The organism is Serratia sp. 2C06 (genome assembly GCF_050037615.1).
Lineage (GTDB): Bacteria > Pseudomonadota > Gammaproteobacteria > Enterobacterales > Enterobacteriaceae > Serratia > Serratia ureilytica.
On sequence record NZ_CP188299.1, the window covers coordinates 3,016,597 to 3,031,769 of the forward strand.

Consider the following 15,173-nt stretch of genomic DNA (forward strand, 5'->3'; position numbering starts at 1 on the left):
TTACTCGCTGGCCAATGAAACGACCGGATCCATCCTTGCCGCTTTGCGGGCGGGGAGATAACCGAAGATCATGCCGATTAAGGTTGAACAGAAAAATGCCGTGGCGGCGGCTTGCCAGGAATAGATGGCGGTGAACATGCCGCCCGCCAGCGAGGTGAACAGCGACCCGGCGGCGAACGACAGCGCGATGCCCAAAGCGCCGCCGATCAGACAGACCAGCACCGCCTCTATCATGAACTGTTGCATGATGTCGCTGCGCCGCGCGCCGACCGCCATGCGCACGCCGATTTCGTGGGTGCGTTCGGTCACCGAGACCAGCATGATGTTCATCACGCCCAGGCTGCCGATCACCAGCGCGATGGACGCCACCATCAGGATCAGCAGGCTAAAAGTCATTGACGTGCGTTCGATGGACTTTCGGATTTTATCGAAGTTGTACAAACGGAAATCTTTTACGCCATGGCGTTGGGTCAACAGCTGTGTGATAGCGGTGACGGCCGATTCGCTGGCGACATTGTCCTTTAGCCGAACGGTGATGCCGCTGAGCGTCGGTTTGCCTACCATGCGATACATCACCGTGCTGTAGGGCATCCAAACAGTGATGCGATTGGGCGCGTAGTTGCGATTGCTTTTCGCCACACCGATCACCCGGGCCGGCACCGAGCCGAGAAACACGATCTGGCCGAGCGGCTCGACGCCGAAATCGCCGAACAGCGCCTGGCGCGCATTGTCGTCGATGATCACTTCCTGCAGCGCATTACGATCGTCGCGGAAAGTCACGCCTTGTAACAGCTCGACGCCGTTAACGCGGAAATAGTCGCGCCCGACGCCGGTGATCGAGGCGGTGGCGGATTTGCTGCGAAAACGGATGCTGTCGGAAGCGTCTACTTCCGGGCTGACGCTGTCGACGAAGCTTTGCTGCGCCAGCGCGTCGGCATCGGCCGGCACCAGGGTGCGGATGCTGTCGATGGCGTCGTCGAAGAAATCGCGGCCCGGATAGATGCTTACCACGTTAGTGCCGAGATCTTTGAGGTTTTCCAGCGTGCGCTGTTTGGCGCCTTCGCCCAGCGCCACTACCGTGACCACGGCGGCGATGCCGAAGATGATGCCGGTCATGGTCAGCGCGGTGCGCAGACGATGAGCGTTCATCGCTTTCAGCGCCATGTGCAGCGATTCGCGGGTGCGGTCGATCAGGCGTTGCCAGCCGCTTTGCCGGCTGCGGTTCGGCGGCGGCAACGATGGGCCGGACGCCGACTTGCGGCCGCTGTCAGCGATGATCTTGCCGTCTTGCAGTTCGATGACGCGCTGCGCATGTTGCGCCACTTTCATATCGTGGGTGACGATCACCACGGTATGGCCGCGCTGATTCAGTTCGCTCAGGATCGCCAGCACTTCCTGGCCGGATTGGGTGTCCAGCGCGCCGGTCGGTTCGTCCGCCAGGATGATCTCACCGCCGTTGATCAGGGAGCGGGCGATGCTGACGCGCTGCTGTTGGCCGCCGGAAAGCTGGCCGGGTTTGTGGTCTTCGCGTCCCTCAAGCCCCAACCGCGCCAGCAATTGCGCCGCCCGCTGCCGACGCTGATCGCGCCGGGCATTGGCGTAGATGGCCGGGATTTCGACGTTGCCCAGCGCGCTGAGATCGGGCATCAGGTGATAGCGCTGGAAGATAAAACCGATATGTTCGCGGCGCAGGCGGGCCAATTCGTCCGGCGACAGGTGGGCGGCGTTCTGGCCGCTGATGTAGTAATCGCCGCGATCCGGCACGTCGAGGCAGCCCATGATGTTCATCAGCGTCGATTTGCCGGAGCCGGAGGCGCCGATGATCGCCACCAGCTCGCCGGCGGCGATGGTCAGATCGATGTCTTTCAACACCGTTAACGCTTGACCGCCGTTGGTGTACGTTCGGCTGATGCCTTTTAGTTCGATGATCGCGTTCACAGGAAGATGCCATCCTCAGCCGATTTGGCGGCGGGCTGCGACAGCACCACGGTTTCACCGGCTTTCAGGCCGCTGAGGATCTGAATGTCGACATTGTTGGTGATGCCGGTGGTCACTTTGCGCGTTTCCAACCGCTGGTCCTGGGTCAGCACCTGCACCTGCGGCTCTTTGCCATCGATTTTATGCACCGCCTGGATCGGCACCAGCAGGGTGTTCTTCGCGTCGCCGAGCAGCAAGGACACCTGCGCGGTCATGGCGATGCGCAGGCGGTTTTCCGGGTTTGGCACGTCCAGCAGCGCGTTGTAATAGACCGAGGCGTTCGAGGTGCCGGAGCCGGAAGCGGAGCTGGTGCCGGCGAGCGAGTCGTCTTTCATCACCGATTCCGGTGCCAGCTCGATAGTGCGCAGCGTGGCGTCGTAGCGTTTATCCGGATCGGAGAAAATAGTGAAGTAAGCCTTTTGTCCCGGCGAAATGCGGGTGATGTCGGCTTCGGAGATCTGCGCCTTGATGGTCATCATATCCAGCCGCGCCAGCTTGACGATGGTCGGCGCACTTTGGCTGGAGTTGACCGTTTGTCCCTGCTGCGTGACCACGGCGATAACAATGCCGTCCATCGGCGCAACCACGCGGGTATAGCCCAGATCGATTTTTTTCTTCTCGACTTCGATCTGCGATTGCACCAACTGCGCATTGAGCGCCTGCAGATCGGCGCGAGTGGTGGCGAGCGAGGCTTCGGCGGTCTCGAAGTCTTCCCGAGAACTGGCTTCGTCGTTCAGCATGCGGCGCTGGCGTTTGAAACGCGACTCCGCCTGTTTCAGCAAGGCCTGTTTGGCTAACATATTGGCTTTGACTACGTTCAGCGCCGCTTCGGCGTTGCGCAGATCGTTGCGCTGTTGCAGATCGTCGATGTCGGCGATCGGTTGCCCTTTGGTGACGCGATCGCCCAGCTTGACCTTCAGCGATTTGACTTCGCCGGAGACGCGGGCGCCGACGTTGACGCGTTCGATGGCATCCAGCCGCCCGGTGGCCAGCACGGCGTTTTCGATATCGCCCAGGCGGGCCGGCGCGGTAACGTAATCCTGCTGCGGCGGGCGTTGCCAAAAGATGGCCAGCGCGACGGCGACGGCGATGAAAACGATGGCGGCGATCAACGCCAGACGGCGGGAGGGGAGTTTCAGTGATGACATACCCAGGTTTTCCATAACGATAAAAGCGGCGGTTCCAGTCTGCCATCATGGCAGCGCCAGCTTGAACTGGCGCTAAACGTGAGGCGCTTTCCCGCTGGAAAGGGGATAGTAAAGGCTTTCCCGTTAAAGATCACGGTGAGTTATTATCCGCCGGGTGTGCAACCGGCTGCGTTGGGCGTTATACTGGGTAAAAAACCAGTATTCATTCATCAGCAGGATAATGCCACCGCCATGATGCCAAACCGCCTCGAGCCAGAACTCGACATTTATCAATACCCGGAGCACCTGCGCGCCTGCCTGGCGCCGTTGCCTAAAGGGCCGGGCGTGTATGTGTTTCACGGTCAAAGCGAGAGCCTGCCGCTTTACATCGGTAAAAGCGTCAATATACGCAGCCGGGTGATGGCGCACTTCCGCGCGCAGGACGAGGCTAAAATGCTGCGCCAAACCCGACGCATCAGCTTTATCGAGACCGCCGGTGAGTTGGGCGCATTGCTGCTGGAGGCGCAGTTGATCAAACAACAACAGCCGTTGTTCAACAAACGTCTGCGGCGCTCGAAACAGCTGTGCGCGCTGCGCTTGCAGGCTGATGCGGTGACGATTGCTCACGCCAAAGAGATCGACTTCGCCGTCACGCCCCATCTCTACGGGCTGTTTGCCAATCGCCACGCCGCGCTGGAAAAGCTGCGCGCCATCGCCGACGAGCATCGTTTATGTTACGGCAAGCTGGGGATCGACAAGCTGCCGGCGGGGCGAGCCTGTTTCCGCTACAGCCTGCGCAAGTGCGCGGGCGCCTGCTGTGGCGTGGAGTCGGCGCAGGAGCATGCGCTGCGGCTCAGCGCGGCGCTTGAGCAGCTGCGTATCACCTGTTGGCCGTTCGCCGGGCGCGTGGCGCTGGAGGAGCAGGGCGAGACGCTGCGTCAGTACCATGTGATCCACAATTGGTTTTATCTGGGCTCGGTCGGCAATCTGGCGCAGGCGGAGCGGCTACAGAGCGCGGCCAGCCATTTCGACAGCGATGGCTACAAGATTTTGTGCAAGCCGCTTATCGCCGGCGATTACCCGATTATTGAGCTGCCATAAGGCCATAACGCTGGCGATAACCTAAGACTTATCCGTAAAATCAGGGCATTATGCTAAAAAAGCTTGAGTCCATAATGTTGTTATGGATAATAACGCCCCGAAGCGAAGGAACGCGCTATTAACTCAGTTGGCAGAGTGATTGGTTTTATAATGGCTTGTTTTGGCTTGAAAATTGATAGACGCGGGTTCGAGTCCTGCATAGCGCGCCAGCTTTCTTTCACTTCATCTCATCGCGCTTATCGTAAAGCGCACCCGGGTTGATTTGCACTATCGGCTCCTCGTTGGGATTTTCGGGTGTGCTTTACCGTAACCGCTGGCTTTCCTTCCTCTTTCTCTCTCGATCCTTTGCTAAACTGTAATCAGGCAGGCTTGCTGCCCGGCAACAGGAGGTCGATATGTCCCACTCCGAGCAACTGCAGGAACTCTTGCAACGCGTCGCCGCCCTCGAGGCGAGAGAGAAGGCGCTGACCGCCGCGTCCAACGCTTACCAGGCGATTATCACCACCATGTTGGGCAATATGGAGAAGACTGAACGTGATCGCATCATCGCGATGATCGATCAGGCCCATGAAATCGCCTACGCCCGCGCCATTCAACGCAGCAACGAACCGCAAAAGCAGAAAATCAAACAGGCCGACGACGTCGCCCAGCGCATGTTCATGTTTGCGCAAGGCAAAGCCGCTCAACCGCGCTGAAGCCGAACTATAACAGTTGCAGCCATTAAGTTGGTTAACTGATCTACCCGGCAAAACTGTACTTGTGTTACTTTTAGCGGTGAGATTTGATGGCAATGCTGTTTCCAGCATAAGGTTGTAACGATGGACGCGATTAAAAGCATCTTGGTTAAAGAGATTGAACAGATCAATCGGCGCGAAGGGCGCGACGGCAAGCCGCGCTTCAACAGCGAATTCGCCCGCACTCACCGCTATTTGTGCCTTGCCATGTTCGCCGGTTACTTCGCGGTGATCGCCGTGATGTATCAGGTGCCGTACATGGGGATGTATGCCTTCCTCGGCTTCACCGCCTTTGTGCTGTTCATGTTCGCCATGCTGCTGATAGAGATCCGGCCGGTCTACCGCTTTGAAGACATCGGGGTGCTGGATCTGCGGGTGTGCTATAACGGCGAGTGGTACTTCACCCGCGCGCTGTCGCCTTATGCGGTGCAGCAACTGCTGGATGAGCCGTCCATCGGCGCCGCGCTGAAACAGAAGATGAGAGTCATCATCGGCAACAAGGGCGAAATCGACTTCTACGACGTGTACGACATGGCCTACGGAAAAAAGCCTCAGGATGAGCCACCGCAGCTGGCGGCGGCAAACTGAAAGGTTTCCGGCCGGTGGCTTGTCGATTATACTCAGCGTTTGAACGCGAAGCAGAATGAGGACCAAGCGATGAGTGATGATATTTTCGATTTTGATATCGATGCCGAACTGGCGAAAGCCGAAGAAAAAGCGGCGCAGAAGGTAAAAGAGGTCCCTGAATTCCTCGAAGACGAAGCGGACTGCGAAGGTTGCAAGATCTGATCGCCTGACCCATAAAAAAACCGCCGCGGCGGTTTTTTTTATCTCTGAGCGTCCTCGGCATCAGTCCAGCATGAATCCCCAGATGAGGAACGCCGCCACCAGAATCAGGCAAAGCGCGGACACCGTCACCAGTATTTTCCCCAGAATGTCTTTTTCTTGTTCCCGCTGCGTCACGTTGAAATTATCCAATTAAAAGTCTATGGACCAAACCGGCGATGCTGAGATCGAGCGCCGCTACGCCCAGCGCCATGATCATCATCACCGAAAGAAATCGAGTCTTGCCGTTCACATCCCTAATCCCCGTTGGCGCCGCTGTTAAATTGTTTTTATATCAAACGGATATAATTCAGCGACGCCGTACTTCATGCATCATGATAGTGATTAAGAACGTTCTTAAGGCCAGAAGTTCCCTCATCTGATATCGCGGCCGCGTTAGTCGGTCACGATCCTGACGCCTATCTTGCTGACCTGATTGCCCTCCATTTCGGCAATGGTCCAGGTCAGGCCGTCCCACTCCACCTGGTCGCCGATCACCGGTTCACCGCCGATCAGCTGAATGACGAACTGCCCCAGCGTCTGTTGCTCGTCGACATCGTCTTGCAGATTGAGGCCATAAACCTGCGAGATGTCGCTTAAACGGGCGTCGGATTGCAGGATAAAGTCGCCGAAGAAGCGTTCGTCGAGCGTCACGGCCGGCGCTTGGCTAAACAGTTTGCCGAGGATCGGCAGATCGTGCTCATGGCCGATAACGCACAGGATATCGTTCTCGCGCAGCCGGGTACTGCCGCTAGGGTGCAGCAGCTCTTTGCCGCGGAACAGGGCGGCGATGCGGGTATTGGGCGGCATTTTCAGCTCGCGCAGCGCGGCATCGACGCACCAGTTTTCCGCCGAAAGCTGATACACAAACTGTTCCCACTGGTTTTCCGGGTGCACGTCCAGCCCAACGCGGGAGATCGGCGTCAGCGCCGGCGGCACGATCACCTTGGCCTTTTTGGCGGCGAACGACAGCGTGGTGCCTTGCAGCAGCAGGGAGACCAGCACCACGAAGAACGCCACGTTAAAGAACAGCTGGGCGTTGGGCAGCCCGGCCATCATCGGGAACACCGCCAGGATCACCGGTACCGCGCCGCGCAGGCCAACCCAGGAAATAAAGCCGCGTTCGCGCAGGGTAAAGCTGCGGAACGGCAGCAGGCCGATAAACACCGACAGCGGGCGTGCGAACAGGATCATCCACAGCGACAGCAGCAGGGCAGGGATGGCGATCGGCAACAGCTCATGCGGGTTGAGCAGCAGGCCGAGCACCAGGAACATGCCGATCTGGCTGAGCCATGCCAGGCCATCGAAGGTTTGCACGATGCCGTGACGGTTGCGAATTGGACGGTTGCCCAGCAGCAGGCCGCACAGGTACACCGCCAGAATGCCGCTGCCGTCCAGCGCGGTGGTCAGCGCGAAAATAAGAATGCCGCCGCTCACCGCCAGCAGCGGGTAGAGGCCGTCCGCCAGCTTGATGTGGTTAATCAGCGTCAGCAGCAGCCAGCCGCCGCCGAGACCGAAGACGATGCCCATGCCGAACTGCTGCATCAGATGCAGCGGGAAGGTCCAGCTCAGCGCGGTTTCACCGGCGGCGATCATCGCAATCAGCGTGATGGTGAGAAATACCGCCATAGGATCGTTGCTGCCGGACTCGATCTCCAGCGTGGCGCTGACGCGTTCGTTCAGGCCTTTGCCGCCCAGCAGCGAAAATACCGCGGCGGCGTCGGTAGAACCGATGATGGCGCCGATCAGCAACCCCTGCAACAGATCGAGATTGAACAGCCAGGCGGCGGCCATGCCGGTCAGCCCGGCGGTGATCACCACGCCGACGGTGGCGAGAGACAGTGCCGGCCACAGGGCCACGCGGAACGAGCTGACCCGGGTGCGCATGCCGCCGTCGAGCAGGATCACCGCCAACGCGAGGTTGCTGACCAGATAAGCGACCGGGTAATTGCTGAAGACGATGCCACCGGGGCCGTCAACGCCGGCCAGCATGCCGATCGCCAGGAAGATCACCAGGATCGGAATGCCGAGCCGGGAAGAAAATGAGCTGAGCAGAATGCTTGCCCCCACCAGCACGGCACCGATGACGAACAAGCTGTTAATGGTGCTGGCATCCAAAATATCGTTCTCCTGAGGCTGGGGGATAGGGGACTCTGCGCGTATTTCGATGATAACGTGTTTAGTGGGTAAAACGCCAAGGCTGATTGCGAAAACAATCGATCAATTATTACCCTTTGGTGCGATTAAACTAAGAAAGTGAGGGGAAGAGGTGAAGTTCTGCCTTTTATCCAACATTATCAGGCTGCTGTATTTCGGTTTTGGCAACAATGCCGGGTTTGCACGGCGGGAAAAACCATTAAGCCCGCGCAGGCAGGCTTAATGGTTTGCAGGCGCGGTAGGGTTAATGGTCGAGCGATTCCAGCGACCGTTTGATCAGCTCGGTGGCCAGTTTGCGTTCCGCTTCGGAAATGCCGTCGAGATTGAAGTTGGAGAGCTCAGCGACCAAAACGCTGCGTTCTTTACCGCTGATCGAAGCGTCCAGCGCGGACAGCAACCTGCTGAGGATCTTCAGCAGGGTGGCGTTTTCCGCTACGGCTTCCTGAGCCTGGGTATTTTTATCGGTCATTCAAAATCCTCTCTGTCGTGACGGAAGGGAGAGACAGGTAACGCCATCGAATCAATCAAGCGATCGCGCAGCCCTTCGGGGGTTGAGCCCAATCACTACCGTAAGGCAGGGATCCGGATTTCTACTTATGCATTGCAGTTATAACGGCCATGTTATCTATGCCGCCGTATCACTTTGCCTTAACGGACGACGTCAAGCTGAACAATGTGTGCTCTGCATGCAAACGACCAGTATAGGCTTTTTGCGCGGCGGTAATATGACAGAAAACCCCTGCAAACATTCAGGTTTACAGGGGCCAGGTTTATTGCGGCTTGCCGGAGAACAGGAAGCGCAGCACCGGGATGCGTTTGTGCAGCTCATATAAAGCGAAGGCCAGCGAGAACACAAACAGCAGGCCCAGCAAGAACCCCAACAGGTTGTTGCCGATATAAGGCGTCACGAAAGCGCCATATATCAGGGTCAACGGATGGTGCACCAGATATATAAACAGCGAGGCGTTGACCAGATAGGTGATGCGCGGCGAGTGATAATTCAGCAGGTTATGCCCGAAAGAGAACACCACATTGGTCATCAGGATCCCCATTAGGGTTTTGATCACCACTTCCAGCTCGAACATATAGCTGCTGTGCGCCAACAGTTTCTGGTTCAGCATATATGCGATAAACAGCAGCAGCGAGCCGAGCAGCGCCAGCGGCGAACGGCGCAGAAAAATCTCTTTAAGCCACACATACTTAAACGCATAGGCGCCGAGGATGAAGAACGGCAGGTAGAACATCGTCTCCATCACCACGAAATTGAACAGGCCATTGGATAATAGCTGTGGCGCGAAAATTAAAATAATACGGTGCGCGGCCGAATAGCATACCGCATAAATAAAGAAACACAGTGAGATGTTTCCTAATCCACGCATTCTGTTGATTAACGCTGGAATAGGCTCGCGTGTTTGACGCTTGATTTTGCGGAACAGATAAAAGCAGGCGAAGGTTAACAATGACAGGGTCAATAAGAACCACAGATGAGACACCAATTCCCAAACTGTTACATTTATTTTCTGATAGAGAGAAAACTCGTCCCAGCCGTTTAATTTATCGGTGAAATATTTCAGCATGAAAAATTGCGGCACCGTAATTAGCGGGATGGAGCTCAACAGCGGGATCGCCACCCGCTCCAGCCTGACCTTCAGCCACTGATGGCGCTCGTAACGCTCGTAGAGCATGTAGGAGAAGTAGCCGGAAATCACGAAGAACACCTGCATGCGGAAGGCGTGGATGAAGTCGTTCAGCACCGTGAGTGAGAAGGAGGGCGACGCGCTGTTCACCGCCCAGGCGTGGCTGGAATAAATCAGGGAAAGGTGAAACGGAATGCCGAGCAGCATCAAATAGGCTCGGATCGAATCGAGGAAAAACTCGCGCTGTTTGCTGCCTTTAGTCATAGATTACCGCTGGTGATTTAATCGGGTGCTCATTAACACGCTTAATAAGTCGTCAAACGTTAAATTGTTATCCGGAACCCTACTATAGCCCCTCGCATTTTTCCATAGCGTCTTGTTGCGCGGCTTGCTACGCTGGTGCTCCATCAGCTGCTTAAACAATGAGCCGTAAACATGAACCATCCATTTATCATGTTGTCGGAAAGCTGAGTAATCCATTAATATGGATTTAAATGATTTGAGCACACGAATAGGGGGGGATGTGCTAGTTAATATATTATCCGGACAACCACGCGCCGCGAGCGTTCGTTGGTTAGGTGCTACCGTATTGTTCACGCTGTTCAGTTCGCCGGCATGGGCCTTTTCTATTGATGATGTGGCCAAGCAGGCGCAGGATCTGGCTGCGAAAGGTTTCGAAGCCCCGAAGAGCAACCTTCCTTCTCAGTTCCGCGAGATGAAGTTCGCAGACTATCAGCAGATTCAGTTCAATCACGATAAAGCCTATTGGAGCAAGCTGAAAACCCCTTTCAAGCTTGAGTTTTATCATCAGGGGATGTATTTCGATACGCCGGTGAAAATCAACGAAGTCACCTCTACCAGCGTAAAACAGATCAAGTACAGCCCGGATTACTTCAACTTCGGCTCGGTCAAACACGATCCTGAATCAGTGAAGAACCTCGGCTTTGCCGGCTTCAAGGTGCTCTACCCGATCAACAGCGCCGACAAAAACGATGAGATTATGAGCCTGCTGGGCGCGAGCTATTTCCGCGTGGTGGGTAAAGGGCAGGTTTACGGGCTTTCCGCTCGTGGCCTGGCTATCGATACCGCTTTGCCTTCCGGCGAAGAGTTCCCGCGTTTCCGCGAATTCTGGGTTGAGCGTCCGAAGCAGGGCGACAAACACCTGGTGATCTACGCGCTGCTGGATTCCCCGCGCGCCACCGGCGCTTACCGTTTCACGGTGATCCCGGGCCGTGACACCACCGTGGACGTCGAGTCCAAAGTGTTCCTGCGCGATAAGGTGGGCAAATTGGGCCTGGCGCCGCTGACCAGCATGTTCCTGTTCGGCCCGAACCAGCCGTCGCCGACGCTGAACTACCGCCCGGCGCTGCACGATTCCAACGGTCTGTCTATCCATGCCGGCAACGGCGAGTGGATCTGGCGTCCGCTGAACAATCCTAAACACCTGTCCGTCAGCACCTATACCGTTGAGAATCCGAAAGGCTTCGGTCTGCTGCAGCGCGGTCGCAACTTCAAAGAGTACGAAGATCTGGACGATCGTTACGATCTGCGCCCGAGCGCCTGGATCGAACCGAAAGGCGACTGGGGCAAAGGCAAGGTCGAGCTGGTGGAGATCCCAACGGCGGATGAAACCAACGACAACATCGTCGCGTTCTGGACGCCGGATACCTTGCCGGAAGCCAAAAAACCGCTGACGCTGAGCTACCGTCTGAACTTCACCCGCGATGAAGACAAACTGCATTCGCAAGACATCGCCTATGTGGCACGGACCATGCGTTCGACCGGTGACGTGAAGCAGTCCAACCTGATCCGCGAGCCTGACGGCAGCGTCGCCTTCCTGGTCGATTTCGTCGGCCCGGTGCTGAAAGCGCTGGACGCCAATACGCCGGTCGCTTCTCAGATCAGCATCGGCGACAACGGTGAAATGGTAGAAAACAACGTCCGCTATAACCCAGTGACCAAAGGCTGGCGCCTGACGGTGCGTCTGAAAGTGAAAGACGACAAGAAGCCGGTAGAAATGCGCGCGGCGTTGGTCAATGGCGATAAGACACTGTCGGAAACCTGGAGCTATCAGCTACCTGCCAATGAATAAGCCTACTCAACCCGCCCAGGATTATCTTGCGGCGCTGCCTCTGACCGCCGAGCGGTCGGAGGCGCTTACCCCTAAAACGGCGGATGACGCTCAGGCTCTGGAGGCGCTCCATCGGCAGATGGGCGCCGCCGACGCCAACGTCAATAGCCTGTCGGCGGATGACGTGGCGCTGGCCTCGGTCAAACCGCGCATCGAAAGCGCCTGGCCGGATGCGGTCAGCGATGACGACTTCGATACCGACGCCGAAGGGCGCGCCATTCTGAAGGCGACGCCGCCGATCAAACGCACCACCATGTTCCCGGAAGCCTGGCGCACCAACCCGGTGGCGCGCTTCTGGGATTCTCTGCTGGGGCGGTCGCCGCACAATCGGCACGCCACCAAAGAGGAGGCCGAGGCCGAGAACCGCTGGCGTACCGTCGGCTCCATGCGCCGCTATGTGCTGCTGGTGCTGATGCTGGTGCAAACCGGCATCGCCACCTGGTATATGAAAACCATCTTGCCTTACCAGGGCTGGGCGCTGATCGATCCTATCGCCATGCTGGACCAGGATCTGATGCAGTCGGTGCTGCAGCTGCTGCCGTATGTGCTGCAAACCGGCATTCTGATCCTGTTCGCCGTGCTGTTCTGCTGGGTCTCGGCCGGTTTCTGGACCGCGCTGATGGGCTTCCTGCAGCTGCTGATCGGCAAGGACAAATACAGCATTTCCTCCACCATCAAGGGCGATGAGCCGATCAACCCGGCGCACCGCACCGCGCTGATCATGCCGATCTGCAACGAAGACGTCGAACGCGTGTTCGCCGGCCTGCGCGCGACCTATGAGTCCGTCGCCGCGACCGGTCAGCTGGAACACTTCGATATCTACGTGCTGAGCGACAGCTACGATCCGGACATCTGCGTGGCCGAGCAAAAGGCGTGGATGGAGCTGTGCCGCGATGTCGACGGCCACGGCCGCATCTTCTATCGCCGCCGTCGCCGCCGCGTCAAACGCAAGAGCGGCAACATCGACGACTTCTGCCGTCGCTGGGGCGGTGAGTACAGCTACATGGTGATCCTGGATGCCGACAGCGTGATGAGCGGCGAATGCCTCACCGGGCTGGTTCGCCTGATGGAAGCCAACCCGAACGCCGGCATCATCCAGTCCGCGCCGAAGGCGTCCGGCATGGATACCCTGTACGCGCGCGTGCAGCAGTTCGCTACTCGCGTTTACGGGCCACTGTTTACCGCCGGTCTGCATTTCTGGCAGCTGGGCGAGTCGCACTACTGGGGCCATAACGCCATCATCCGCGTGAAGCCGTTTATCGAGCACTGTGCGCTGGCGCCGCTGCCGGGCGAGGGCTCCTTCGCCGGTTCTATCTTGTCGCACGACTTCGTTGAAGCGGCGCTGATGCGCCGCGCCGGCTGGGGTGTGTGGATCGCTTACGATCTGCCGGGCAGTTACGAAGAGCTGCCGCCGAACCTGCTGGACGAGCTGAAACGCGACCGTCGCTGGTGCCACGGCAACCTGATGAACTTCCGCCTGTTCCTGGTGAAGGGCATGCACCCGGTGCACCGCGCGGTGTTCCTCACCGGCGTGATGTCCTACCTGTCGGCGCCGCTGTGGTTCATGTTCCTGGCGCTCTCCACCGCATTGCAGGTGGTGCATACCCTGATGGAGCCGCAATACTTCCTGCAGCCGCGGCAGCTGTTCCCGGTCTGGCCGCAGTGGCGGCCCGAGCTGGCGATAGCGCTGTTCTCCACCACGCTGGTGCTGCTGTTCCTGCCGAAGCTGCTCAGCATCGTGCTGATCTGGGCCAAGGGGGCGAAAGAGTATGGCGGCGCGTTCCGTTTGTTCATTTCGATGCTGATGGAAATGCTGTTCTCGGTGCTGTTGGCGCCGGTGCGCATGTTGTTCCATACCGTGTTCGTGGTGAGCGCCTTCCTCGGTTGGGAAGTGGTGTGGAATTCGCCACAGCGTGACGACGACGACACGCCGTGGGGCGAAGCGTTCCGCCGCCATGGCTCGCAGATGTTGCTGGGCCTGGTATGGGCCGGCGGCATGGCGTGGTTGGATCTGCGTTTCCTGTGGTGGCTGTCGCCAATCGTGTTCTCGCTGATCCTGTCGCCGTTCGTGTCGGTGCTGTCGAGCCGCGCGACGCTGGGCATGAAAAGCAAACGCGCCAAGCTGTTCCTGATCCCGGAAGAGTACAATCCGCCGCGTGAGCTGCTGGCGACGGAAGAGTACCTGCATCTCAACCGCAACCGGGCGTTGACCAACGGCTTTATGCACGCGGTGGTCAACCCGTCCTTCAACGCGTTGGCGACGGCGCTGGCGACGGCGCGTCACCACCTGCGCGCGACGCTCGATCGCAATCGCGAGGAGCGGGTAAACGAAGCGCTGCAGCTGGGGCCGGAGAAGCTGGTGAAGGGCAAGCGTCTGGAACTGCTGAGCGATCCGGTCACGCTGGCTCGTCTGCACCAGCGCGTCTGGCTGCTGCCGGAAGGCGCCGCCTGGCGTGAACACTACCAGCAGTTGCCGCACAACCCGCTGGCGCACCCAACGGGCCGGCGTTAATCGCTTAACGGAACGCTTAGACGGGGAATGCGCACGGCGCGTTCCCCGTTTTTTTTACCTTTTGCCTGAGCGCGCCGGTGCCGGTGAAAAAAGAGAACTGTGATAGACTGCGGCCGATGCGTTGTTCACTCGCGAAACAACCCCTTTCTCAGAGTCAATGTCGTGAAGCTCTCTTCCTACTTTCGCCTGGCCTGCGTGACGGCCGGCGTGATGGCCCTAACCGGCTGCGGCAGCATCATCAGCCGCACCGTGCCCGGCGCCGGGCACGGTCATCAGTATTATCCCGGCGTGCAGTGGGATCTGCGCGATACGCCCTGGCGCTACGTCACGGTGATAGACGTGCCGCTGTCGATGGTGGTGGACACCTTTATGCTGCCGTTCGATGCGCAGCATGGCCCCTACGAGTAACTTCGTTCAGCGGGTGGCGAACACCACCAACTGGTAGCCTTTCTGCCCGCAATGGAAAGGCGCCAGCGCCGTCATCCCCAGCCCTTGCACGTGAGCGGCCAACGAATGCGGATTGTCGTCGTCGATAAACAGTGCGCCCACGTCGTAATCATGGCGGGTGTGCGCTTTGACTGCGGCGTAGAGGCGCTTTAATACGCCTTTGCCGCGCCAGGCCATGCTGAGGCAGACCGGGCCGTAGAGAAATACCCGCTGCTCACGCAGCGGCCGTCCGGCGAATGAGTGCGTGGCGAGCGTCGCCAGCATCGCATCCACCACCGGCGGCCGCGGCTGCGCGTCGGCGGGCATCAGGCAAACGAACCCCGCCAGTTGGCCTTCCTGTTCCGCCACCCATATGCCGATGCCGCGGTTGATCGCCGTCAGCTGCGCCTCATTCATGCGCGATACGATAAATCCCTGCCGTTTTTGGCGCTCATCGAGCGCTTCCGGCACGTTTTCCGCCTGCAGTTGCAAAATGGCGGGGTAGTCGGTGGGGCGGGCCTGGCGAATGTTCATGCTGCCTCCTTG

Annotated in this window: 14 protein-coding genes and 1 tRNA gene; 8 read left to right on the forward strand and 7 right to left on the reverse strand. The window is 58.4% G+C overall.

Annotated elements, in window-relative coordinates:
* Entirely contained in the window at positions 1-1,938 is a 1,938-nt protein-coding gene (locus ACP3TA_RS14835; RefSeq protein ID WP_033642649.1) for a MacB family efflux pump subunit, read from the reverse strand.
* On the reverse strand, positions 1,935-3,140 hold the full coding sequence (locus ACP3TA_RS14840) for an efflux RND transporter periplasmic adaptor subunit (RefSeq protein WP_096242125.1): 1,206 nt from the start codon (positions 3,138-3,140) through the stop codon (positions 1,935-1,937). The genes ACP3TA_RS14835 and ACP3TA_RS14840 overlap by 4 nt, the downstream gene beginning before the upstream one ends.
* Before the next feature lie 216 nt (positions 3,141-3,356).
* On the opposite strand from ACP3TA_RS14840, the gene cho reads away from it, so the two are divergent.
* From cho to ACP3TA_RS14865, 5 genes are all read left to right on the forward strand, one after another.
* Positions 3,357-4,205 carry an excinuclease Cho gene (gene cho, locus ACP3TA_RS14845; protein ID WP_033644249.1) on the forward strand — a complete coding sequence of 283 codons (849 nt, stop codon included), beginning with the start codon at positions 3,357-3,359 and terminating at the stop codon, positions 4,203-4,205.
* A 112-nt stretch (positions 4,206-4,317) separates the two neighbouring features.
* Positions 4,318-4,414: transfer RNA gene (locus ACP3TA_RS14850), tRNA-OTHER, on the forward strand.
* Positions 4,415-4,600: 186 nt separating this feature from the next.
* Positions 4,601-4,900: a sigma-S stabilization anti-adapter protein IraP gene (locus tag ACP3TA_RS14855; RefSeq protein ID WP_033642650.1), complete on the forward strand. Its 300-nt coding sequence runs from the start codon at positions 4,601-4,603 to the stop codon at positions 4,898-4,900.
* Between the two features lie 123 nt (positions 4,901-5,023).
* Positions 5,024-5,527: a YlaC family protein gene (locus ACP3TA_RS14860; protein ID WP_033642651.1), complete on the forward strand. Its 504-nt coding sequence runs from the start codon at positions 5,024-5,026 to the stop codon at positions 5,525-5,527.
* A 69-nt stretch (positions 5,528-5,596) separates the two neighbouring features.
* Complete coding sequence (locus ACP3TA_RS14865; RefSeq protein ID WP_015377413.1) at positions 5,597-5,728, forward strand: hypothetical protein; 132 nt, start codon at positions 5,597-5,599, stop codon at positions 5,726-5,728.
* A gap of 60 nt (positions 5,729-5,788) precedes the next feature.
* Here ACP3TA_RS14865 and ACP3TA_RS14870 read toward each other — a convergent pair whose 3' ends face one another.
* The 4 genes from ACP3TA_RS14870 to mdoC form a co-directional block, all read right to left on the reverse strand.
* Entirely contained in the window at positions 5,789-5,917 is a 129-nt protein-coding gene (locus ACP3TA_RS14870; protein WP_033642652.1) for a hypothetical protein, read from the reverse strand.
* A 243-nt stretch (positions 5,918-6,160) separates the two neighbouring features.
* Positions 6,161-7,882 carry a potassium/proton antiporter gene (locus ACP3TA_RS14875; RefSeq protein ID WP_426784336.1) on the reverse strand — a complete coding sequence of 574 codons (1,722 nt, stop codon included), beginning with the start codon at positions 7,880-7,882 and terminating at the stop codon, positions 6,161-6,163.
* Positions 7,883-8,165: 283 nt separating this feature from the next.
* Entirely contained in the window at positions 8,166-8,390 is a 225-nt protein-coding gene (locus tag ACP3TA_RS14880; RefSeq protein ID WP_033642653.1) for a hypothetical protein, read from the reverse strand.
* Positions 8,391-8,691: 301 nt separating this feature from the next.
* A complete protein-coding gene (mdoC, locus tag ACP3TA_RS14885; protein ID WP_042784177.1) occupies positions 8,692-9,822 on the reverse strand; it encodes a glucans biosynthesis protein MdoC in 1,131 nt (376 codons plus the stop codon).
* A gap of 259 nt (positions 9,823-10,081) precedes the next feature.
* Here mdoC and mdoG point away from each other — a divergent pair, with 259 nt between their 5' ends.
* From mdoG to ACP3TA_RS14900, 3 genes are all read left to right on the forward strand, one after another.
* Complete coding sequence (mdoG, locus tag ACP3TA_RS14890) at positions 10,082-11,650, forward strand: glucans biosynthesis protein MdoG (RefSeq protein WP_169539530.1); 1,569 nt, start codon at positions 10,082-10,084, stop codon at positions 11,648-11,650.
* Complete coding sequence (gene mdoH, locus ACP3TA_RS14895) at positions 11,643-14,201, forward strand: glucans biosynthesis glucosyltransferase MdoH (RefSeq protein WP_033650723.1); 2,559 nt, start codon at positions 11,643-11,645, stop codon at positions 14,199-14,201. Before mdoG ends, mdoH begins: the two co-directional genes overlap by 8 nt.
* Positions 14,202-14,363: 162 nt before the next feature.
* Complete coding sequence (locus ACP3TA_RS14900; RefSeq protein WP_033642658.1) at positions 14,364-14,609, forward strand: YceK/YidQ family lipoprotein; 246 nt, start codon at positions 14,364-14,366, stop codon at positions 14,607-14,609.
* A gap of 6 nt (positions 14,610-14,615) precedes the next feature.
* On the opposite strand, the gene ACP3TA_RS14905 is transcribed toward ACP3TA_RS14900, so the two are convergent.
* Positions 14,616-15,161, reverse strand: coding sequence for a GNAT family N-acetyltransferase (locus ACP3TA_RS14905; protein ID WP_033650724.1), 546 nt, complete (start codon positions 15,159-15,161; stop codon positions 14,616-14,618).
* Positions 15,162-15,173: the final 12 nt, after the last annotated feature.